The organism is Nocardioides sp. LHG3406-4 (assembly GCF_049897745.1).
Lineage (GTDB): Bacteria > Actinomycetota > Actinomycetes > Propionibacteriales > Nocardioidaceae > Nocardioides.
The window spans coordinates 647,523-669,343 of the sequence record NZ_JAFCWV010000002.1 but is presented as its reverse complement, the minus strand read 5'-3'; the positions used below and the strand labels follow the sequence as shown (position 1 = coordinate 669,343).

The following is a 21,821-nucleotide window of genomic DNA, read 5'->3' as shown; positions in this document are numbered from 1 at the left end:
AAGTCACCGTCTGGACCTTCTCTCCTGTCCGATCCCCAACTCCGCGAACGGAGTTGGTATGGAGAGTTCTATGTCTCAGAACCCCCATCGCACAAGGGGTTTCGCGACTTTTCCACGAACTTTCTCGCGCTTCGGCGTGTCCTCCACAGGTCGTCCACAGTGCGGCCCGGTTCCTCCACAGATCGGGCTGCGTCGTCCACAGATCCGGGTGCCCCCTGTGGAGGATCAGAGACCGGTGAGCCGGTGTCCGGCAGCCTCTAGCGCACGTCGTACGGCGCGGGCTCGAGCCACCGCCCCGGCGTGGTCGCCGTGCACGCAGAGTGAGTCGACCCGGCCCGCCAGCGCCAGGGCGGCGGCCACCACCGCTCCCTCCTCCTGGAGTACGGCGCCGGGCTGGTCGCGCGGCAGCAGCCGCCCGTCGTCGGTGTAGCCGCGGTCGGGGAAGCCCTCGTGCCACACCCGTCGGCCCGCGTCGGTGGCGAGTCGCAGGATGAGCGCGCCCGGCAGGCCCAGCACGGGCAGGTCGCCCGAGCCGGCGAGCACGGCGGCCGCCTGGGCCTCGTCGTCACCCACCCGGTGGTAGAGCGCACCGTGCGGCTTGAGGTAGCGCACGCTCGTGCCCTCGGCCTCGGCGATCGCCCCCAGGGTGCGGACCTGGTCGGCCACCTGGTCACGCAGCACGTCGGCGGGGACGTCCCGGGCGACCCGGCCGAAGTGCTCGCGGTCGTCATAGGAGACCTGCGCCCCCACCGACACCCCGAGCCGAGCGGCCTCGGCGCATACCTCACGCATGATCGCCACCGAGCCGGCGTGGTAGCCGCACGCGACGTTGGCGCTCGTCACCACGGCCAGCAGGCCGGCGTCGTCGGTGATCTCCTCGCCGAGGTCGGCGTTCAGGTCCAGGGGCACGGGCCCAGTCTGACGCCTACTGCGAGAACGCCGCGTCGAAGGACGCCGTGGGCGGCGGGTAGTCGAAGCGTCGCAGGAACTCCAGCGCCTCCGGTGCACCGTGCAGGCGGTCCATGCTGGCGTCCTCCCACTCGACCGAGATCGGCCCCTGGTAGCCGATGGCAGACAGGGCACGGAAGCAGTCCTCCCAGGGCACGTCGCCTCGTCCTGCGGAGACGAAGTCCCAGCCTCGGCGCGGGTCGCCCCAGGGCAGGTGCGAGGAGAGCACGCCGTTGCGGCCGCCACCCAGTCGCATCCGGGTGTCCTTGCAGTCGACGTGGTAGATCCGGCCGGCGAAGTCGGTGATGAAGGCGACCGGGTCGAGGTCCTGCCACATCATGTGGCTGGGGTCCCAGTTGAGCCCGAACGCCGGCCGGTTGCCGACCGCTTCGAGCGCGAGCTTGGTCGACCAGTAGTCGTAGGCGATCTCGGAGGGGTGCACCTCGTGCGCGAAGCGCACGCCGCACTCGTCGAAGACGTCGAGGATCGGGTTCCACCGGTCGGCGAAGTCCTGGTAGCCGGCGTCGATCGTGGCCGCGGGCACGGGCGGGAACATCGCGACGTACTGCCAGATCGAGGAGCCGGTGAAGCCGACGACGGTCCGGACTCCGAGCTTCTGCGCGAGCCGGGCGGTCAGCCTCATCTCCTCGGCGGCGCGCTGCCGCACGCCCTCCGGGTCGCCGTCGCCCCACACCCTCTCGCGCACGATGGCGCGGTGCCGGTCGTCGATCGGCTGGTCGCAGACGGCCTGCCCGGTGAGGTGGTTGGAGATCGCCCACAGCTTCAGGCCGTGCCGCTCGAGCAGGTCGAGCCGCTCCTCGACGTAGCCGTCCTCGTCGACCCGCCAGGCGTCGAGGTGCTCGCCGGACACGGCGATCTCGAGGCCGTCGTACCCCCAGCCGGCGGCCAGCTTGGCCACCTCGTCGAGGGGGAGGTCGGCCCACTGGCCGGTGAACAGGGTGTAGGGCCGGGTCATGAGGCAGCTCCTAGGGGGTGGTCGAGGTGGAGGCGCCGCGAGGAGTCGTGAGCGCTCGCCTCGATCGCCGCCAGGGTCCGCTGCACCGACAGTCCGTCGGCGAACGAGGGTCTGACGTTCTCGCCGGCCGCGATGGCGCACAGGAACTCGCGGGCCTGGTGGGTGAAGGTGTGGTCCCAGCCGAGAGTGTGCCCCGGCGGCCACCACGCGCCGACGTACGGGTGCGTCGGCTCGGTGACCAGCACCCGCTCGAACCCGCCCTCGCGGCCGATGACGTTCAGCTCGTTGAGGCGCTCGAGGTCGAAGGTCAGCGCGCCGTCACTGCCGTAGATCTCGAGGTGGAGGCCGTTCTTGCGTCCCGTCGCCACCCGACTCACCTCGACGCTCGCGCGGGCTCCCGACGCCATGCCCAGCCAGGCCCACGCGGCGTCGTCGACGGTCACCTGCTCGACGCCGTCGGGGCCGTCGCGCTCGGTGGTGAAGGTGTGCAGGTCCCCGGAGACGGTCGCCACCTCGTCGTCGAGCAGGAACCGCACCAGGTCGACGACGTGCGACCCGAGGTCGCCCAGGGCTCCCGAGCCGGCGGTGTCCTGGCGCAGCCGCCAGGTCATCGGCGCCCCCGCGTCGGCGAGCCAGTCCTGGAGGTACGCCGCGCGCACCTCCCGCACCTCGCCCAGGCGCCCCTCGGCGACGAACCGGCTGGCCAGCGCGAGCGCCGGCACCCGGCGGTAGTTGAAGCCCACCATCGACACGACGCCGCGTCCGAGCGCGGCGGCCGCGGCGGCGGCCAGGGTCTCGGCGTCGGCGACGGTGTTGGCCAGCGGCTTCTCGACCAGGACGTGCTTGCCCGCCGCCAGCGCTGCCAGGGCGATCTCGGCGTGCAGGTGGCCCGGCACGCAGATGTCGACGATGTCGACGTCGTCGCGCTCGATCACGGTCGACCAGTCGGTCGCCGACTCCGCCCAGCCGTAGTCGCGGGCCGCAGTCTTCACCTGTCCGGGATCGCGGCCGACCAGCACCTGCTGACGGATGCGGGGCGCCTCGGGGAAGAACGCCCCCACGTTGCGCCAGGCATGGGAGTGCGCCTTGCCCATGAAGGCATAGCCGATCACGGCCACACCGAGACTGCCGGTCATGCGAAGTCCTTCCCGCCGGTCGCCGCGGCGACCGTCAACGGGGCCGCGTCGGCGGCCGTCAGCGAACGCAGGAACGCCAGTCCGTCACGGGCGAGGTCGTCCTGGCTGGCGGCCAGCGGCCGCCAGATGGACGCCGCCGTGGCGATGGAGGCGTTCTCCGAGGTGAAGCTCTCGATGTTCAGCGGCCCGGCGTAGCCGACCTCGTCGAGGGCGGACATCAGCGCGGGCCAGTCGGTCTGGTCGCCACCGGGCGCGCCCCGGTCGCTGCCGCAGACCTGCAGGTGGGCGAGATGGCTGCCGGCGCGGCGTACGGCGTCGGCGGTGGAGCGTTCCTCGATGTTGAGGTGGTAGGTGTCGAGGGCCAGGCCGAGCGACTCCCCCAGCAGGCCGTCGAGGGCCTCGAGGGCCTGGTCGACGGTGTTGACGAGCGAGGTCTCGTAGCGGTTGAGCGGCTCGATGCCGATCGTGACGCCACGCTCACCCGCCAGGTCGACGAGCGGGGCGAGACCCTCGCGCAGCTCGGCGTACGCCGCCGTGCGCTGCCCGGCGCCCATCCGCCACACGCGTCCGGTGGCCGCGTAGAACGGCCCGCACACCGACCTGGCGCCGATGGCGGCCGCCAGGTCGATGCATGCCGCGAGGTAGTCGCGGGTGCGGGCCACCGAGGCGGGATCGGTCGAGACCAGATCCCGCCCCGGGGCCATCGCACCCACGACGTACGGCGTCAGGCCGGTGTCGGCGAGGGCGGCACCCACCGTCTCGGCACTGAGGTCACCGACGTTCTCCAGTGGGATCTCCACCGCGTCGAACCCCAGGTCCGCGACCGTGCGCAGCAGGGTGGCCACGTTGTCGTCGGTGAGGGGGGAGACCCACACCCACGTGTTCACTCCCACGGCTCTCATGGGTATCGCCTTCCGATCGAACGAGGTGTCGGGTCAGGGGATCTGGCGCTCCTGCCAGACCTCCGGGTAGCCCGGGAGATCCTCGCCGCCGAACTTGGCGTAGTGACCGTCGGGCATGCCGTCGTTCTCCTCGATGTAGGTGTCGCGCTCCTCCTCGGTGATCGGCGTCTGCGGCAGCACCCACTCCTTCGGGACCTCCTCGCCCTTGAAGATCTTCTCCAGCGCCAGGAGCGGGGTGCGCCACTGGAAGTTGGAGTAGACGGGGGCCAGGCCGGTCAGCTCGGTCTCCTGCCACTTGCGCAGGAAGCTCATCTCGTCCTCGCCGGTCATGACGGGGTAGTCCTTGCCGGCGTCCTCGAAGGCCTCGATGGCCGCCACGGCACCGTCACCGGCGTCCATCCAGACGCCCTGGACGTCGCCCTGGGCGAGCTCGTCGGAGATGATCGCCTTGATCTTGGTCGGGTCGGCGTCGGTGAAGTAGTCGACCGCGTCGATGCCGTTCTCCTTGAAGATCTTGTCGGCCGCGGCCCAGCGGGTCTCGAGCACGTCGACACCGGGCAGGATGCGCAGCGCGACGACCTTGTCGCCCTCCTCGAGGTTGTCGACGAGGAACTCGGCGGTGTCGATGCCCCAGCCGTAGCCACCGATGGGGTGGATGAACGTGGTCGCGCAGTCGGTCTCGACGCCACGGTCGAACACGACGACCGGCTTGCCCGTCTCACAGGCCCGCTCGACGGCCGGCGTCATCGCGGCCGTGGAGTTGGGCGAGATGATGAAGGCGTCGCAGTCGCCCTCCTTGATCAGGTAGTCGATGTCGGCGATCTGGGTGTCGTCGTTGTCGCCGGCGTCGCGGGTCTCCATCTCGCTGATGACCCCGGAGTCCTGCAGCGCCTTGAGCTGCTGGTTCATGGTGATCCAGCCGGTCTGCCGCCACGGGTTGCTGATCGAGGCGTTCGCGAAGCAGGCCTTCTTGGCACCCGGCGACTTGTACTCCGAGGTGTCGGTCATCTCGCCGTCGATGTACTGGAGGTACGGCTTCGACTCATCCCCCTCGAACGTCGCGCTGCGCTGCTGGTCCTGGGTGTCGTAGTCGGCCTGGACGAACCACTCGGCAGAGTCGGTGTCGGCCTCCTCGACACCGCCGCCTTCCTCGCTCGTCTCTGCCGCTGGGTCGTTGCCGGACTCGGGTTCGTCGGTGGAGGTGCTACAGGCCGAGAGGGCCAAGGCCAGAACGGCCCCCGCTGCCAGCGGCGCCCATCGTGTGGTGATGCGCATCGACTTCTACTCCTGTGTTCAGTGCCCGGAGGCAGGGTGGGTTGGTGCGTTCGACTCGGTTGCTGTGGGTGGTGCGGGTGTCGCCCGGCTCGGCCGGCGGCCCATCCGCCAGGCCCGGGACGCCAGGGCCACGGCGAGGATGATGATCAGGCCCTGCACGGTGTCGCGCCAGGTCGATTCGACACCCATGAAGTTGAGGAGCGTGAACAACAGCTCCAGGGCGAAGGCGCCGGCGGCGGCCGAGAGCACCCAGCCGCGTCCGCCACCGAGTACGACGCCGCCCAGCACCACAGCGGTGATGGCGGTGAACTCGTAGCCCTTGCCGACCGAGGGGTGCACGCCGGCGTAGCCGACCAGGATGATCCCGGCGACCGTGGCGGCCAGCGAGGAGAGCACGAAGGCGCGGACCTTGACCCACCACACGTGCGATCCGGCGAGCTCGGCGGCATCGGGGTTGTCACCCACCGCGATGAGGGTGCGGCCGAACGGACGCCGCATCAAGATCGTGGCCCCGACCGCGAGCACGGCCAAGATGATGACCGGGTACGGGATGACGTCCAGGACCGGGACGTCCTGGATGCCGCCCCGGCCGACCTGGCGGAACGAGTCGACCGGGTTGCCGCTCGCGGCGCCGCCGGTGAGGTAGAAGACGAGCCCGCTCAGGGCGAGCATCATGCCGAGGGTGACGATGAAGCTGGGCACCTTGAGGATCGTCGTGCCGAGCCCGTTGAGGACTCCGACGAGCACGCCGACCACGAGCATCAGCGCGGTGACCGGGAGGATCCTGCCCTCGTCCTGCCCGATGAGGTTGCCCGCCATCACCACCTGTGTGGTGACCAGGGCACCCATCGAGAGGTCGAACTCGCCGGCGACGATCACGAAGTACTGCCCCATCGCGGCGATGGCGATGGGCGCCGTGCGCCCGATGAACCGGATCAGCGACTCGGGCTCGCCGAACGACGGGTTCTGCCAGATGATCGCGCCGAGCAGCACCGCCACCAGAACGAACACCCCGCCGCCGGGCGTGGCCGCCCCGCGCAGGACGCGTCTGCCGGCGCTGGCCTCGTGGGCGGGGATCGCGCGGCGCTGCGGGCCCTTCGAGACCCCGGGGATCACGGTGCTCACGGTGCCTCCTTCAGGACGGCCTTGACTCCCGTGGGCCGGTCGAAGCGAGCGGGCCTGCGGGCCATGCTCCGACGGGCGTAGACGGCGACGGCGAGCACGATGACCAGGCCGCGGATGACGTCCTTGAGGAACGCGTTGACCGACATCACGCCCATGATGGAGTCGAGGACCGCGAAGATCGCGACGCCGCCGAGGGTGCCGACGATCGTGCCCTTGCCACCGGCCAGCAGGCTGCCGCCGAGCACCACGGCCGCGATCGAGAGCAGGTCGTAGCGACCCTGGCTGCCGATCGTCGGACTGCCCACGCTGAGGCGGGCCAGCAGCAGCAGGCCCGCCATGCCTGCCAGCGTGGAGCACAGGACGTGCGCGGTGATGACCGGCAGGGCCGTGCGGATGCCGGACATGCGGGCGACCTCGCGGTTGCCGCCGACGGCGTACAGGTGATGCCCGAGGCGGGTACGCCGCAGCAGCAGGATGACGAGCCCCGCCACCACGAGCATGATCATCGTGGAGATCGGCATGATGCCGACGCGGGTGATCCCGATCAGCTGGAAGTCACGCGGCGCGGAGCCGCTGCTGCCCTGGTAGTTGACCGCCAGGTAGCCGCTGACCACGAGGCCCATGCCGAGCGTGGCGACGAAGCCGTGGACGTCCAGCATCGTCACCAGCAGCCCGGTGACGAGGCCGATGGCCGCCGAGACGAGCAGGGCGGCGAGCACGCCCTGGACGACGTTCTCGGACCGGCCCGCCATCACACCGCCGCCGACGAGGCTGGAGAGGCTGACGACGTAGGGCACCGACAGGTCGAGGCTGCCGGCGAGGATGACCAGGGTCTGGCCGACGGCGATGAACCCGAGCACGCTGGTCGCGGTCAGGATCGCCGAGATGTTGTCGACGTCGAACATGTTGCGACCCTGGGTCGCCGTCAGCACACCGCCGACGACCACCACGATGGCCAGCACGACGTAGATGATCCCGGTGGCGGTCATGGGGGCGCGGCTGCGCGGCGGGCGCAGGCCGGCCGTGAGACCGGCGGGGGAAGCGACCCTCCCCTTCGTGGGGGCTCTCATGCCACGCCCTCCGTGAAGTCCGCGCCGGTCGCGAGCCCGAGCACCTGCTCCTCCGTGGAGCCCGCGGGCAGCTCACCGGCGAGGCGGCCGTCGCGCATCACGAGGATGCGGTCGGACATGCCGATCACCTCCGGCAGCTCGCTCGACACCATCAGGATCGCCACGCCGTCCGCCACGAGTCGGCGCATCAGCTCGTAGACCGCGTGCTTGGCGCCGACGTCGATGCCGCGGGTGGGCTCGTCCATCAGCACGACGCGCGGGGCGATCGACAGCCAGCGGGTCAGCACGACCTTCTGCTGGTTGCCGCCGGAGAGGAACTGCACCTCCTGGTCGAGGCCGCGCGCGGAGACCTCGAGCGAGGACAGCACGCCGGGCACCTCCTTGCGCGAGCGCTCGGTGGTGCCGGGGAAGACCGCGCGTACGACGCCGAGCGCGTTGTCGAGGATCGACTGGTTGAGGGCGAGCCCCTTGGCCTTGCGGTCCTCGGTGATCAGCGCAAGGCGCTGGCGGACGGCCGCGCGCGCCGACCGCACGTGGGTCTCGCGGCCGTCGAGCTCCATCCGGCCGCGGGTGAACGGCTGGACCCCGAACACGCCCTCGAGCAGCTCGGTGCGGCCGGAGCCCTGAAGGCCGGCCAGGCCGACGATCTCGCCGGCCCGCAACGTCAGGCTCACGTCGTCGACGTACCCGTTGCCGACGGAGTCGAGGACCAGCCGGGTCTCGCCGGGCTCGGTGCCCGGCAGCGGGTCGGGGAAGAACGACTCGATCGAGCGGCCCACCATGTGCCGCACCAGTGTGCCCTCGTCGAGCTCGGTCGCGGGCTGGTGGGTGACCAGGCGGCCGTCCTTGAGGACGGTGATCTCGTCGCAGAGGTCGAAGATCTCCTTGAGCCGGTGGGAGACGTAGAGGATCGCGACCCCGCGGCCGGTGAGGCGCTCGATGATGGAGTAGAGCAGCTCGACCTCGTGGTCGGCCAGCGCGGCGGTCGGCTCGTCCATGGAGATGATCCGCGCCTCGTGGCTGACCGCCTTGGCGATCTCGACGACCTGCTGCTCGGCGACCGAGAGGCTGCGCACGGGGGTCGCGGGATCCAGGCCCTCGACCCCGAGCCCCTCGAGGAGATCCGTGGTGTCGCGGCGCATCCGGCCGGTGTCGACCAGGCCGAGCCGGCGCGGCTCCCGGCCGATCCAGATGTTCTCTGCGATGGTCCGCTCGGGGAGCAGGTTGAACTCCTGGAAGACCGTGGAGACCCCCGCGTTCTGCGCCTGCACGGGGTGGCTGAAGGTGCGCTCCTCCCCGTCGATGACGAGGGTGCCGGCGTCGGGCTGGTAGACGCCGGCGAGCAGCTTCATGAGGGTCGACTTCCCGGCGCCGTTCTCGCCGACCAGGCCGTGCACGCGCCCGGGGACCATCTCGAGCGAGACGTCCTCGAGCACGGTGTGGCCCAGGAAGCTCTTGGTCATCCCGCGGGCGCTGAGCACAGGCATGCCAGGGGTCCGGGAAGCCCGGGGAGCACTGTCCGTGACGGTCACGAGTGCACTGTGGCATGCGTTACACACTTTTGTCGAGAGGCGCGCAAAAGTTGCGTACTAGACGTGGAAAGCCCGTTCTGCTTCACTTCCGATGTGCGAACCAGCGACGTCTTCGACCTCCTCCGAGACGGCAAGCCCTGGACCCGCGCCCAGCTCGCCCAGGCCACCGGGCTGGCCCGCTCGACCGTCGCGGTCCGCGTCGACACCCTGATGCGGCTTGGCCTGGTGGCCCCCTACGGCGACGGCACGTCGACCGGTGGCCGGCCGCCCTCACTCTTCGCGCTCAACCCGGCCGCCCGCGTGGTCGTCGGGGTCGACGTCGGCGCCAGCCACGTGCGAGCGGTGCTGGCCGACCTGTCGGGCGACCTCCTCGGCGAGGTCGAGGTCCGGCTGTCGGTCGACAAGGGGCCCGACGAGGTCCTCGGCTGGGTCGTCGACGCCGTGCGCACCCTGCTGCGCAGCGGCCGGCGCAAGGCCGGCGAGCTGGCCGCCATCGGCGTCGGCCTGCCCGGCCCCGTGGAGCACTCGACCGGCCGGCCGATCAGCCCGCCGATCATGCCCGGCTGGGACCGCTACGACGTGCCCGGCCACCTCCAGCGCCACTACGCGGTGCCGGTCCTGATCGACAACGACGTGAACATCATGGCGCTCGGCGAGCGCCGCGCCCACCTGCCCGAGGTCGACGACCTGGTGCTGATCAAGGTCGCCACCGGCATCGGCGCCGGCATCGTCTCCGGCGGCCGGCTGCAGCGCGGCGCCCAGGGCACCGCCGGCGACCTCGGCCACATCCGCGTGCCGCGTGCCGACGGCATCGCGTGCCGCTGCGGCAACGACGGGTGCCTGGAGGCGGTCGCGGCCGGGCCGGCCCTGGCCGCCGCGCTGCGCGCGCAGGGGGTGCCGGCCGAGACGGGCCAGGACGTCGTCGACCTGGTGCGCCAGGGCGACCCCGTCGCGCTCCAGGTGGTGCGTCAGGCCGGCCGCGACGTGGGTGACGTCGTCGCGACGATGGTCAACCTCGTCAACCCCTCGGTCGTGGTCATCGGCGGCCAGCTCGCCCTGGCCGGCGAGCACCTCCTGGCCGGGATCCGCGAGGTGGTCTACACCCGCTCACTGCCGCTGGCCACCGAGCACCTGCGCATCATCCCGTCCCGGGCCGGCACCGAGGCCGGCGTGCTGGGCGCGGTCGCGATGGCCGTCGAGCACACCCTCTCCCCCGCGTCCATCGAGGCGGCGTCCGAGACCCTCGCGGCGTCCGGATAACGTTCCGGGCATGCAGCCCCCGATCGCACCGCGTCGCCCCGTCACCTCCGAGCTCCACGGGCGCACCCGGGTCGACGAGTACGACTGGCTGCGCGCCAAGGACGACCCCGACGTGACGTCGTACCTCGAGGCCGAGAACGCCTACACCACCGATCGCACCGCCCACCTGGCCGAGCTGCGCCAGTCGATCTTCGACGAGATCAAGGCCCGCACCCTCGAGACCGACCTGTCGGTGCCGAGCCGCAACCGGGGCTGGTGGATCTACTCCCGGTCGTTCGAGGGCAAGGAGTACGGCGCCAGCTGCCGGGTCGCGGTCGTCGACGAGAGCGACTGGACTCCCCCGCGCCCGGCCCAGGACGCGTCCCCCGACGAGCCCGCCCTGCCCGGCGAGGAGGTGCTGCTCGACCTGAACGAGCTGGCGGAGGGCCACGACTTCTTCTCCCTGGGCGGCTCGTCGCTGAGCCTCGACGACGCGATGCTGGCGTGGTCGACCGACACCACCGGGGACGAGCGCTACACCGTGCGCTTCAAGGTGCTCGCGACCGGCGAGCTGCTCGACGACGAGATCACCGGTGTGCTCGGCGGCGTCACCTGGTCCCCCGACAACCGCAGCGTCTACTACTCCACGGTCGACGAGTCGTGGCGTGCCGACAAGATCTGGCGGCACCGCCTCGGCACCCCGCAGGCCGACGACGAGCTGGTCTTCCACGAGCCCGACGGCCGTTTCTCGGTCGGCGTGGGCCGCACCCGCAACGACCGCTTCATGATGCTGGCCACCAGCTCCAAGACCACCTCCGAGTGGCATGTCCTCGACCTCGCCGACCCTGAGGGAGAGTTCCGGCTGTTCGCAGCCCGGCGCGACGGCGTGGAGTACGGCCTCGAGGCTGCCGTCATCGGCGGGCAGGACCGGTTCCTGGTGCTCCACAACGCCAGCGGTCCCGACTTCGAGCTGGCGGTCACGCCGGCCGAGCCGACCGAGGCCGACGGGTGGGTCCCCCTCATCGCGCACGACCCCGCCGTCCGGCTCGAGGACGTCGACGCCTTCGCGACCCACCTGGTGGTCCACCAGCGCAGCGACGGGCTGACGCAGCTGCGCATCCTGCCGCTGGGCGACGACGGGGTGGCCGACGACTACCTGGTCGAGTTCGACGACGAGGTCTTCACCGTCGGCTCCGGCAGCAACCCGTCGTTCGACCAGCCCACCGTGCGGCTCGGCTACACGACGATGGCCACCCCCTCGTCGGTCCACGACTACGACATCCGCACGCGTGAGCTCACGTTGCTGCGTCGTACTCCCGTGCTCGGCGGCTACGACCCGGCCGACTACGAGGAGCACCGGCTCTGGGCCACCGCCGACGACGGCGAGCGCGTGCCGGTCTCGCTGGTGTGCCGCCGGGACGCTCGCGCGGCGGGCGAGCCCCTTCCCCTCCTGCTCTACGGGTACGGCGCCTACGAGATGTCGATCGACCCCTACTTCTCGATCGCCCGGCTGTCCCTGCTCGACCGTGGCGGGGCGTTCGCGATCGCGCACGTGCGCGGCGGCGGCGAGCTCGGCCGGAGGTGGTACGACGACGGCAAGCTCCTGCACAAGCAGAACACGTTCTCCGACTTCGTCGCGTGCGCCCGGCACCTCGTCGACGCCGGCTGGACCACCGGTGACCGGCTGATCGCCGAGGGCGGCAGCGCCGGCGGGCTGCTCATGGGTGCGGTGGCCAACCAGGCGCCCGAGATGTTCGGTGGCATCCTCACCCAGGTCCCGTTCGTGGACGCACTGACCAGCATGCTGGACGCCACCTTGCCGCTGACCGTCCCGGAGTACGACGAGTGGGGCAACCCCGAGGGCGACGCCGAGGTCTACGACTACATGGCGTCCTACTCGCCGTACGACAACGTGGCGGCCCTCGACTACCCGCCGATCCTCGCCGAGACGTCGCTCCACGACACCCGGGTCCTCTACGTCGAGCCGGCCAAGTGGATCGCCCGGCTCCGGGCCACCGCGACGGGCCGACGCGACTTCCTGCTCAAGACCGAGATGAGCGCCGGGCACGGCGGTGTCTCCGGGCGCTACAAGTCGTGGCACGACCGGGCCTTCTCGCTCGCCTGGGTCCTGGACCGGATGGGTCTCGCCGACCGCTAGCCCCCCTGCCTGGGGCCGGCGCAGCCTTCCTCGCGGCCCCGGGTTCCTGTGAAACGGCTGTGGCCGGGCGCCGACCCCTGAGAAGTCCCTGAGAGTTGCGTCCGTCGGCAACTACCGCGGTCCGCCACGCGTCTGTTGAGGTGAAAGGCGCGCTTTCCATCGCCGTCCCGATCACTGCTGATCGGGAATCGGATGGGGTACCGGGCCGTTGTAGAGGATGTGAGACACCGCGGTCAGGTGTCCACTGTCACGAGGAGGCGCCACATGGCTACACGCACCGCAACGAAGGTCGTTCGCGAGATCGAAGGCCGCGACAGCGTCGGCCTCTACCTCGACGAGATCGCCCGTACCCCCCTCCTCGACGCTGCGACCGAGGTCGAGCTCTCGAAGACCATCGAGGCCGGCCTGCTCGCCGAGAAGCTCCTCGAGCAGGGCCGGGTGGGCCGCCGCAGGGGCGGCGCCCCGATGACAGCCACCGAGGCGGAGCTGGAGTGGCTGGCCGAGGAAGGACGCAAGGCCGTCGACACGTTCATCAGCGCGAACCTGCGGCTGGTCGTCTCGATCGCCCGGAAGTACGGACGCGCGCAGATGCCGATGCTCGACCTGATCCAGGAGGGCAACACCGGCCTCATCCGCGCGGTCGAGAAGTTCGACTACACCAAGGGCTACAAGTTCTCGACGTACGCCACCTGGTGGGTGCGCCAGGCCATCACCCGCGGCATCGCCCAGCAGGCGCGCGTCGTGCGGCTGCCGGTGCACGTCGTCGAGGAGCTCAACCAGGTCGGCGGCGCCCGGCGGACCCTCGAGCGCCAGCTGGGCCGGGACCCCGACCCGAGCGAGATCGCCGCCGAGCTCGACATGGACGTCGAGCGGGTTCTCGACCTGATGGCGTGGGGCCGCGAGCACGTGTCGCTGGACTCGCCCATCGACGAGGACGGCGACACCTCACTCGGTGACCTGATGGCCCAGGAGACCTCGCCCGGACCCGACCACACCGTCCTCGACGTCGAGGCTCGAGAGCGGCTCAACCGGCTGGTCTCGCAGCTCGACGAGCGCGCGGCCGAGATCATCCGGGCCCGATACGGCCTGGTCGACGGACGCCAGCACAAGCTGGCCGACATCGGCGCCCAGCACGGCATCTCGGCCGAGCGGGTGCGTCAGCTCGAGCGGGAGGCGCTGCAGAAGCTCCGCCGCCTGGGTGACCCCGACCTGGCCGCCTGACGCGGCAGGATCCACACGATCGGCAGGGACCCTCCGGGTTCCTGCCGATCGTCATGTCCAGGGATGCTCGTCGTGGACCTCGGGCCCGAGAATCTCCGGTCCCGTGTCGATCCGGCGGTTCCGCCGTTCGACCCATGGGTGAAAGGGTCCGAGATGGGATCCGTAGCATTCAGGAGACGACCATGAAGTACATGCTGATCATGCGGGCGAACGACGAGGCCATGGCCTCCTTCGAGAACGTCGACTTCGACGAGGCCCTCACCGTCATGGGCAAGTTCAACGACGAGCTGGTCTCAGCGGGTGTGCTGGTCGCGGCCGAGGGCCTCGACGACGCGGCGCAGGGGGTGGTCGTCGACTACTCCTCCCAGCCGCCTGTCGTCACCGACGGCCCGTACGGGGAGACCAAGGAGCTGTTCGGCGGCTTCTGGATCCTCGACGTCGCGTCCAAGGAGGAGGCGGTCGAGTGGGCCAAGCGGGCGCCCATGTCCGGGCCCGGCATGAAGGCCGAGATCCGCCGGGTCGCCAGCATCGACGAGTTCCCCCAGGACAACGAGTGGGTCCAGAAGGAGCGGGCCTGGCGAGAGGCGACCGGCCAGCTGTGAGTCCCTCCGGGAGCGGCCGGCAGGCTGTCGAGGCGGCGTGGCGGATCGAGTCGGCGCGCATCGTGGGCGCGCTGACGCGCTACACCGGCGACTTCGCCCTGGCCGAGGACCTCGCCCAGGAGGCGCTCGCCGAGGCACTGGTCGCCTGGCCCCGGGACGGCGTACCCCGCAGTCCCGCGGGCTGGCTCCTCACCGTGGGTCGGCGCCGCGCCGTCGACGCGTATCGCCGGCGTGCGGCACTCGACGTGAGGTACGCCGCCCTCGCCCGGGACCTGGACGAGGGCGGCGCCTCCAGTGGGGGCGCCGACCCGCGCCAGACGGGCCCGGCGCCCGACGCAGACCTCCTGTGGGACCCCGACCGGATCGACGACGACGTGCTGTCGCTGATGTTCATCTCGTGCCATCCGATCCTGTCGCGCGAGGCCCAGGTCGCCCTGACCCTGCGCGTGCTGGGCGGCCTCACCAGCGACGAGATCGGGCGCGGGTGCCTGGTGCCGACGGCCACGGTGCAGGCCAGGATCACGCGGGCCAAGAAGACCCTGGCCGCCGGTCGGGTGCCCTTCACGCTGCCACCCCCCGCCGAGCGGCGCGAGCGCCTGGGCTCCGTGCTCAGCGTGCTCTACCTCGTCTTCACCGAGGGCTCGTCCGCGACCTCCGGTCCGGAGTGGATGCGCCCCGACCTGGCCCGGGAGGCGGTCCGCCTCGCTCGGATCGTGGCGCGACTGATGCCGGACGAACCCGAGGCACACGGCCTGCTCGCGCTCCTCGAGCTCACTGCCGCCCGGTTCCCGGCGCGAGTGGGTCACGACGGCGAACCCGTGCTGCTCGAGCAGCAGGACCGTCGGCGGTGGGACCGGGCCGCCATCCGGCGCGGGCGGGCGGCGCTGGCGCAGGCAGGGCGCGTGGGCCGCGGGCTCGGTGCCTACGGCCTCCAGGCCGCCATCGCCGAGTGCCACGCGGTCGCCTCGTCCGTCGACGAGACCGACTGGGACCGGATCGTGCTCCTCTACGAGGCGCTCGGCCGGCTCGCCCCCTCGCCGGTCGTCGAGCTCAACCGTGCGGTGGCCGTCTCGATGGCGCAGGGACCCGCCGCTGCTCTGCCCCTCGTGGACGACCTCGTGGCAGCAGGCAGCCTCGCTGGCTCGCACCTGCTGCCGAGCGTCCGTGGCGAGCTGCTGGCCCGCCTCGGCCGCAGCGCCGAGGCCCGCGACGAGCTCGACCTGGCGGCTCGACTCTGCGGCAACGAGCGGGAGCGCGACCTGCTCCGGGGCAAGGTCGCCGCGCTGGGCTGAGCGCGATCCCCGATTCTGGGTCAGTAGGCGGCGGCGCTCAGCGCCGCCGACGCCCGCTCGGCCCGCGATGTCGCGTCCGCGGGCACGGGCACCTCGTCGGCCGTCCGCTGCTGCCACAGCTGTACGGCGACCACGGTCGCTGCGGCGTCCTCGATGCGCTCACGAGGGATGGTGCCGTCGGCGATCGCCCGGGTGACCGTGGCGTGCGTGCCCCGGGTGTCGGCGGGCATCAGCAGCAGGTCGGCGCCCGCCTGCAGCGCGGCGACGCCGGGCAGCCGCCTGGTCGCGACGGCGCCCATGCCCATCGAGTCGGTGATCGCGAGGCCGTCGAAGCCCATGTCCTCGCGCAGGAAGTCGTAGACCTCGGGCGCCATGCTGGCCGGCACCCCCGGCGCCAGCGCCTCTACGTCGAGGTGGCTGAGCATGATCGAGGGAGCGCCGGCCCGGATCGCCGTCTTGAACGGCAGCAGGTCATGGGCCCGCAGCTCGGCCAGCGACTTGGTGAGGCGCGGCATCACCAGGTGGCTGTCGGCGGTGGCCGAGCCGTGGCCGGGGAAGTGCTTGGCGGTCGAGACGATCCCGGCGTCGTCGTACCCCCTCACCGCCGCGGCCGTCGCGGTCGCCGCGGTGCGGGGATCCATCCCGGCCGAGCGGGTGCCGATGGTGGGGTCGGCGGCGCCTATGGTGACGTCGGCGACGGGCGCGAAGACCCAGGTGAAGCCGAGATCGCGCAGCTCGAGGCCGGAGGCCCGGGCGGCGCCCAGCACCGCCTTGCGGCCCGCGCGGCCACCGTCGGCGCGGTCGCGCTCGACGGCCATGCCCGCCACCTGGAAGGCCGGGAACGTGGTGGCGATGCCCCGCAGGTGCGCTACCGACCCGCCTTCCTCGTCCACCCCCACGACGGCCGGGAAGTCGCGGCCGTCGGCGGCGGCCGCGTCGCTGATCGCCTGTGTGGTCGCCCTCACCTGCGCCTCGTCGGTGACGTTGGCCGACGTCACGCACATGCCGGCGAGGTGCAGGTCCTTCACCAGGGACGCCGCCTCCGCCGGGTCGGTGCTGAAGTAGCGGCCCACGATCACCTGGCCGGCCAGCTGCTCGGGCGTCCAGTCGGCCACGAGCTCGCGAGCATCGGCGATCTCGGCCTCGGTCGGACCCCACGACGTGGGCTCGTCGAGGTCGGGCGCCGGCGCCTCGGACGTGCCCGAGGGCGCCACAGAGGCGGAGTCGCCGCGGGGGCTCGACGGGGTCGGCTCGTGCGACGGCGTCGAGCAGGCGGCGAGGGCCGCGGCCACGACCAGGCAGGAGGCCGCGAGGCGGGGCCGTCGGACTGTCAGTCGCACGCCGGGACGGTACCTCGCAGGGCCTCGAAGACCTCAATCACCTGGGACCGCAGGGCCTCGACCGAGCCGGTGTTCTCCACGACGTGCGTCGCGGCCGCGAGCCGCTCCTCTCGGGAGGCCTGGGCCGACATGCGGGCACGCGCGTCCGACTCGGGCATGCCCCGCAGCCGCACCATCCGGTCGACCTGCACCGCGGTGGGCACGTCGACCACGATCACCGCGTCGAACGCACCGGCCTGCCCGGTCTCGACCAGCAGCGGGATGTCGTGCACGACGATGGAGTCGGGGCCCGCCGCTGCCTCCAGCTCGGCGGCACGGGCGCGCACCCGCGGATGGATGATGCGCTCCAGCGTGCGCCTCTTCGCCTCGTCCGCGAAGACCAGCGCACCCAGGCTGGGCCGGTCGAGCGACCCGTCGTCGCCGACGACGCCGGGGCCGAACGCCTCGACGATCTCGGCGAGACCGTCGGTGCCGGGCGCGACCACCTCGCGTGCCAGCACGTCAGCGTCGATCACGAGCGCCCCCAGGCCGGCCAGGATCGCCGACACCGTGCTCTTGCCGGAGGCGACGCCGCCGGTCAGCCCCACACGCACAGCCATTCAGCACTCCTTGTCGACGAGGGTGAGCAGGATCCGGTCGAGGGTACGACGGTCGCGCTCCGACAGCCCCGAGAGGAACTCGGCCGCGGCGTTGCCGCGCACCCGGTCGATCTTCTCGCGCAGCTGGCGCCCGGCCTCGGTGGGCCGCACGATCGTGGCTCGCCGGTCCGCGGGGTCGGGCGCACGGTCGACCAGCCCGTAGCCCTCCAGTCCGTCGATCACCTCGGTCGCCGAGCGCGGCGCGATCTTCAGCTCCGCCGCGAGTCCGGACGGCCGCATCTGCTCGGCGGCGCAGACGGCCCGCAGCGCCCGTGCCTGGCTCGGGGTGATGTCCCAGTCGGCCAGCGCCGCACTGAAGGCTCGGCGCAGGCTGCGCGCCGTACTCATCAGGAGCTCGCCGGTGTTGTCGGTGGTCATGCGCCGGAGCCTAGCCGATTTGGAGTCGAACCTCATTGTGAGGTAACCTCACCATATGGCCTGAGAGAAAGCAGAGGATCCCACATGGACGACCTCACCCCGACCCCCCGCGAGGGCCGCCGCCGTTCGGGCAGCCGCCCCGACCCCGCAGACCGCCGCCAGCTCGCCGAGTCCCCTGTCTCCCTGGGGCGCATCGCGCGGCTCTTCACCCCCTTCCGCGCCCGCCTGCTGGTGATCATGGGCCTGATCACGACCAGCTCGTTGATCGGCCTCGCGCAGCCCTTCCTGGTCCGCCACGTGATCGACGAGGCACTCCCCCGCCAGGACGTCCGGCTGCTGGTGCTCCTCGTCCTCGGCATGGTGGGCGTAGCCGCCGCCGCCGCCCTCATCGGCATCGTGCAGACCTGGATGTCCACAGCCGTCGGGCAGCAGGTCATGCATCGGCTCCGCAGCGACCTCTTCACCCACCTGCAACGCCAGTCGATCGGCTTCTTCACCCGCACCCGCGGCGGTGAGGTGCAGTCGCGGCTGACCAACGACATCGGCGCCATGCAGTCGGTGGTCACCACGACGGCGACGTCGATCGCGGCCAACGTCACGGTGGTCGTCGGTACGGCGATCGCCATGGCCGCGCTGAGCTGGCGCCTGGCGCTGCTCAGCCTCGTCGTGCTGCCGCCGGCGCTGCTCCTGACCAGGCAGGTCGCCCGGATGCGCCACCAGGTCACCGCCGAGCGGCAGCGCCGCCTGGCCGACCTGCACGTCCAGGTCGAGGAGAGCCTCTCGGTGAGCGGTGCCCTGCTGACCCGCACCCTGGGTGCCGCGCCCGCGATGGCGGCCCGCTTCGAGGAGGCCTCGGCCGACCTGGTCGGGCTCGAGATCCGCTCCAGGCTCGCGGGCCGCTGGCGGATGGCCACGATGAACATCGTCTTCGCGGTGATCCCCGCCGCCATCTACCTCGCCGCCGGCCTGCCCGGCACCCGCGGCGGCATGACCATCGGCACGCTCGTCGCGTTCACGGCCCTGCAGGGCACCCTGTTCCGCCCACTCATGGGACTGCTCAACGTCGGCGTCGACATCACCGCCTCGCTGGCGCTCTTCAGCCGGATCTTCGAGTACCTCGACCTGCCCGTCGAGATCGACGACCCGGTCGCGCCGGTGGCTCTCGACCGCACCGGCGTCCGCGGCGAGGTGCGCTTCGAGGGCGTCGGCTTCGAGTACGACGCCGGCCAGCCGGTGCTGTCCGACATCGACCTGGTCGTGCCGGCCGGCGGCTCGCTCGCCCTGGTGGGCGAGACCGGCAGCGGCAAGAGCACCCTGGCCTCCCTGGTGGCCCGGCTGCACGACCCCACCACCGGCCGGATCACCATCGACGGCGTCGACCTGCGCGACCACACCCTGGCGGACCTCGCCTCGATGGTCGGCATGGTCACCCAGGAGACCTACCTGCTCCACGCCAGCGTGCGCGACAACCTCCTGCACGCCCGTCCCGGCGCCACCGACCAGGAGATCGAGGAGGCCTGCCGCGCGGCGCGGATCCACGACCTCATCGCGTCGCTGCCGGCCGGCTACGACACCGTCGTGGGCGCCCGCGGGCACCGGTTCTCGGGCGGCGAGAAGCAGCGGCTGGCGATCGCCCGCACGCTGCTGCGCGACCCCCGCATCCTGGTCCTCGACGAGGCCACCAGCGCCCTCGACAACGAGACCGAGCGGCTCATCCAGGCCGCGCTCGACGAGGTGAGTCGTGGCCGGACCACCATCACCATCGCCCACCGGCTCTCGACCGTGCGCGACGCCGACCAGATCGCCGTGCTCGACCACGGCCGCGTGCGCGAGCTCGGCACGCACGAGGAGCTGCTGATCGCGGGCGGGACCTATGCGCAGCTCGTCCGCGGCGGGCTGGTCGGAGGGCTCGTCACCGCGGCGTGAGGCCGGCCTTCGCGGCGTACCTGCCCGCCTGCTCGTCCGGATCCAGGGTCCCCGCCAGCAGGCGGGTCGTCGTCCAGTGGGCGACGTCGAGGCCGGAGAGGCGGGCGAACTCCTCGACCTCGCCGCGCAGCGACGACGCGAGCGAGATCAGGTCCTCCCCGGTCGGGGCCGTGCCCGTCACCGGCCCGGCTGCGGCCATCAGGTGCTTGAGGGGCGGGTGCTCCGCGAAGCGGCGGACGCCGATGTGGTCGGTCGCGAGGTCGAGGTGCCGCTCGTGGTCGGCCAGGAACGACACGAAGTCCATCAACAGCCACTGCTCGCGGTCGAAGACCTCGAACCCCCGGCGCAGCTGGCTGCCGTAGTAGCCGCGCACCACTCCATTGGCCCGGCGGAAGCGGCCGCGTGCCTCCGGGCCGCCCAGCTCGTGGGGGATCTCGCTCGGGAGCCCGGCCGGCCGCCAGGCGATGAACTCCGGCCAGTCCGGCCCGGCCTCCCCCTCGCGGGTGCGCGTCATCACCCAGTGCGAGAAGACCCGGTCGATGGGGTCGCGGAAGAGCGCGATGAGTCGCATGGCGGGGTTGTAGGCATGCATCCGCTCCAGGGCGTGCGGCCACACCAGGTAGCGCGGGCTGGCGTCCCCCATCTGCTGGTGGGCCCGCCGGCGCCGGGCCACGGCGTACGCCGCGTGGTCGGTGTGCTCCCAGTCGACCGAGTCGTCGTCGAAGTAGCGCAGCTCCTTGCGCGGCGCCCGGGCGATGTTCACGTGGGTGTCCAGCAGGGACGACAGCGTGGACGTGCCGGCCTTCTGCACACCGACGATGGAGAACGTGTAACGCTGCCAGCCCAGCGGCGGTTCGTCGGTCTCGGCGGGCATGCGGCCGGACGCTAGCACGCAGCTCCCCGGCCGCCTCCACCCGAATTGTTTGCCGGGCGGCACACCGGGCACGCTCCGCCCATGCGATCCGCACGCACGACGCCGCCCGCGCTGCTGCCAGTCACCCCGCTGCTCCTCCTGGCGCTCGTGCTGTCGGGCTGCTCCGGGTCCGCGGACCCCGACTCCCCCTCGCCCGAGACGTCCGCGGCCACCCCGGCGCCGTCCGCGACGCCCTCGCTCTCGGCCGAGCCCGAGGCCGCGCCGGTGCTCGACCCCTGCGACATGGTGCCGGAGGCGACCTGGCAGCGGTTCGTGCCGCAGCGGCTGCGCTCACGCGTCGTCCTCACGGCGCGCTTCATGCGCCACGACGGGATCCTGATCGACAACGACCGCACCCGCTACGCGTGCCAGCTGACCATCGGCGGCGAGGACGAGGACGCCAGCATCTCGTGGGGCTACTTCCCGGGGATCTTCGAGACCGAGGACCTGGAGGCCATGGTGCAGGACGCCGGGGGCACGGTGATCGACACCCTGGGATTCCCCGCTCTCACCACCAGTGACTTCACCTCGAGCGACGCTTACGCGGTCGACGGCACGACCGGCCTGTTCGTCACTGCGTACGAAGCCTTCGACTCGATCATCTCCGGCGAGGGCCGGGCGTCACGCACGAAGGACAAGGACCTCCTCGCAGTCATCACGGCGCTCGGCGCCAGTCTCGACGCCACCGTCGAGCAGCCGAAGGTGGCCCTGCCGGAGTCCTGCCCGGCCGCCGACTCGCCCGAGATCGCCGCCGCCTACGGACCCGTGACCTTTGCCCGCGGTGGCGAGCGGGACGGCCACGAGTGGTGCCTCTACCGCACCCCGAAGCAGGAGTCCGACCTCACCCTGGACGCGCGCCACTACACCGAGGACGACTTCGAGCAGGTCTACGCCGCCAACAAGTTCAATCCCCACGGTGTCGAGCTCCTGGACGGGCCACCCGGCCTCATCCGGATGGTGTCCATCGGCCAGGACGGCTCGGGCAACGCCGCGGTCCTCGACCCCGAGGCACACCTCACCGTGAGTGCGGACATCTCGAACTGGCCGGGCGGGTCCCGTCGGATGAAGCGGGGCACCTTCATCGCGCTCGCCACGTCGTACGCCGAGGGCCGGGCCGCCGCCCACGCGGACGACCAGTCGCAGCCCTGAA

The 21,821-nt window shown here is 71.8% G+C and carries 19 protein-coding genes; 7 read left to right on the top strand and 12 right to left on the bottom strand.

Going from position 1 to position 21,821, the window contains the following annotated elements; translation table 11 throughout:
• Window positions 1–225: 225 nt before the first annotated feature.
• From ACP7BP_RS09255 to ACP7BP_RS09220, 8 genes are all read right to left on the bottom strand, one after another.
• The gene (locus ACP7BP_RS09255; protein WP_426244296.1) at window positions 226–909 is read right to left on the bottom strand and encodes a 5-oxoprolinase subunit PxpA; all 684 of its coding nucleotides are present in this window, start codon (window positions 907–909) and stop codon (window positions 226–228) included.
• A gap of 16 nt (window positions 910–925) precedes the next feature.
• Window positions 926–1,924, bottom strand: a complete 999-nt coding sequence (locus ACP7BP_RS09250; RefSeq protein WP_426244294.1) for a sugar phosphate isomerase/epimerase family protein — start codon at window positions 1,922–1,924, stop codon at window positions 926–928.
• A complete protein-coding gene (locus tag ACP7BP_RS09245; protein WP_426244292.1) occupies window positions 1,921–3,060 on the bottom strand; it encodes a Gfo/Idh/MocA family protein in 1,140 nt (379 codons plus the stop codon). Before ACP7BP_RS09245 ends, ACP7BP_RS09250 begins: the two co-directional genes overlap by 4 nt.
• The gene (locus ACP7BP_RS09240) at window positions 3,057–3,962 is read right to left on the bottom strand and encodes a sugar phosphate isomerase/epimerase family protein (protein ID WP_426244291.1); all 906 of its coding nucleotides are present in this window, start codon (window positions 3,960–3,962) and stop codon (window positions 3,057–3,059) included. The genes ACP7BP_RS09245 and ACP7BP_RS09240 overlap by 4 nt, the downstream gene beginning before the upstream one ends.
• A gap of 33 nt (window positions 3,963–3,995) precedes the next feature.
• Entirely contained in the window at window positions 3,996–5,237 is a 1,242-nt protein-coding gene (locus ACP7BP_RS09235) for a substrate-binding domain-containing protein (RefSeq protein ID WP_426244290.1), read from the bottom strand.
• Between the two features lie 18 nt (window positions 5,238–5,255).
• On the bottom strand, window positions 5,256–6,362 hold the full coding sequence (locus ACP7BP_RS09230; RefSeq protein ID WP_426244289.1) for an ABC transporter permease: 1,107 nt from the start codon (window positions 6,360–6,362) through the stop codon (window positions 5,256–5,258).
• Window positions 6,359–7,351: an ABC transporter permease gene (locus ACP7BP_RS09225; protein ID WP_426244287.1), complete on the bottom strand. Its 993-nt coding sequence runs from the start codon at window positions 7,349–7,351 to the stop codon at window positions 6,359–6,361. Before ACP7BP_RS09225 ends, ACP7BP_RS09230 begins: the two co-directional genes overlap by 4 nt.
• A gap of 77 nt (window positions 7,352–7,428) precedes the next feature.
• Entirely contained in the window at window positions 7,429–8,919 is a 1,491-nt protein-coding gene (locus ACP7BP_RS09220; protein ID WP_426244286.1) for a sugar ABC transporter ATP-binding protein, read from the bottom strand.
• Window positions 8,920–9,057: 138 nt separating this feature from the next.
• Here ACP7BP_RS09220 and ACP7BP_RS09215 point away from each other — a divergent pair, with 138 nt between their 5' ends.
• The 5 genes from ACP7BP_RS09215 to ACP7BP_RS09195 all read left to right on the top strand — a co-directional run bounded on the left by ACP7BP_RS09215 (window position 9,058) and on the right by ACP7BP_RS09195 (window position 15,476).
• A complete protein-coding gene (locus ACP7BP_RS09215) occupies window positions 9,058–10,224 on the top strand; it encodes an ROK family protein (RefSeq protein ID WP_426244284.1) in 1,167 nt (388 codons plus the stop codon).
• A 10-nt stretch (window positions 10,225–10,234) separates the two neighbouring features.
• A complete protein-coding gene (locus tag ACP7BP_RS09210) occupies window positions 10,235–12,361 on the top strand; it encodes a S9 family peptidase (protein ID WP_426244282.1) in 2,127 nt (708 codons plus the stop codon).
• Between the two features lie 264 nt (window positions 12,362–12,625).
• Entirely contained in the window at window positions 12,626–13,582 is a 957-nt protein-coding gene (locus ACP7BP_RS09205) for a sigma-70 family RNA polymerase sigma factor (protein WP_426244281.1), read from the top strand.
• A 182-nt stretch (window positions 13,583–13,764) separates the two neighbouring features.
• Window positions 13,765–14,184 carry a YciI family protein gene (locus ACP7BP_RS09200; RefSeq protein WP_426244279.1) on the top strand — a complete coding sequence of 140 codons (420 nt, stop codon included), beginning with the start codon at window positions 13,765–13,767 and terminating at the stop codon, window positions 14,182–14,184.
• Window positions 14,181–15,476 (top strand): RNA polymerase sigma factor, encoded by a 1,296-nt coding sequence (locus tag ACP7BP_RS09195; protein ID WP_426244277.1) that lies wholly within the window; start codon window positions 14,181–14,183, stop codon window positions 15,474–15,476. Before ACP7BP_RS09200 ends, ACP7BP_RS09195 begins: the two co-directional genes overlap by 4 nt.
• A gap of 20 nt (window positions 15,477–15,496) precedes the next feature.
• Here ACP7BP_RS09195 and ACP7BP_RS09190 read toward each other — a convergent pair whose 3' ends face one another.
• Genes ACP7BP_RS09190 through ACP7BP_RS09180 form a run of 3 tightly spaced genes read right to left on the bottom strand, consistent with a single transcriptional unit; the run spans window position 15,497 to window position 17,832 of the window.
• Window positions 15,497–16,816, bottom strand: coding sequence for a glycoside hydrolase family 3 N-terminal domain-containing protein (locus ACP7BP_RS09190; RefSeq protein WP_426244276.1), 1,320 nt, complete (start codon window positions 16,814–16,816; stop codon window positions 15,497–15,499).
• Entirely contained in the window at window positions 16,807–17,415 is a 609-nt protein-coding gene (gene coaE / locus ACP7BP_RS09185) for a dephospho-CoA kinase (RefSeq protein WP_426244275.1), read from the bottom strand. Before coaE ends, ACP7BP_RS09190 begins: the two co-directional genes overlap by 10 nt.
• A complete protein-coding gene (locus tag ACP7BP_RS09180; RefSeq protein ID WP_426244273.1) occupies window positions 17,416–17,832 on the bottom strand; it encodes a MarR family winged helix-turn-helix transcriptional regulator in 417 nt (138 codons plus the stop codon).
• Window positions 17,833–17,916: 84 nt separating this feature from the next.
• Between ACP7BP_RS09180 and ACP7BP_RS09175 the strand changes: the two genes are divergently transcribed.
• Entirely contained in the window at window positions 17,917–19,758 is a 1,842-nt protein-coding gene (locus ACP7BP_RS09175) for an ABC transporter ATP-binding protein (RefSeq protein ID WP_426244272.1), read from the top strand.
• Here ACP7BP_RS09175 and ACP7BP_RS09170 read toward each other — a convergent pair.
• On the bottom strand, window positions 19,745–20,632 hold the full coding sequence (locus ACP7BP_RS09170; protein ID WP_426244271.1) for a sulfotransferase domain-containing protein: 888 nt from the start codon (window positions 20,630–20,632) through the stop codon (window positions 19,745–19,747). The genes ACP7BP_RS09175 and ACP7BP_RS09170 overlap by 14 nt on opposite strands.
• Window positions 20,633–20,713: 81 nt before the next feature.
• On the opposite strand from ACP7BP_RS09170, the gene ACP7BP_RS09165 reads away from it, so the two are divergent.
• Window positions 20,714–21,820, top strand: coding sequence for a hypothetical protein (locus tag ACP7BP_RS09165; protein ID WP_426244270.1), 1,107 nt, complete (start codon window positions 20,714–20,716; stop codon window positions 21,818–21,820).
• The last annotated feature ends 1 nt before the right edge of the window (window position 21,821 follow it).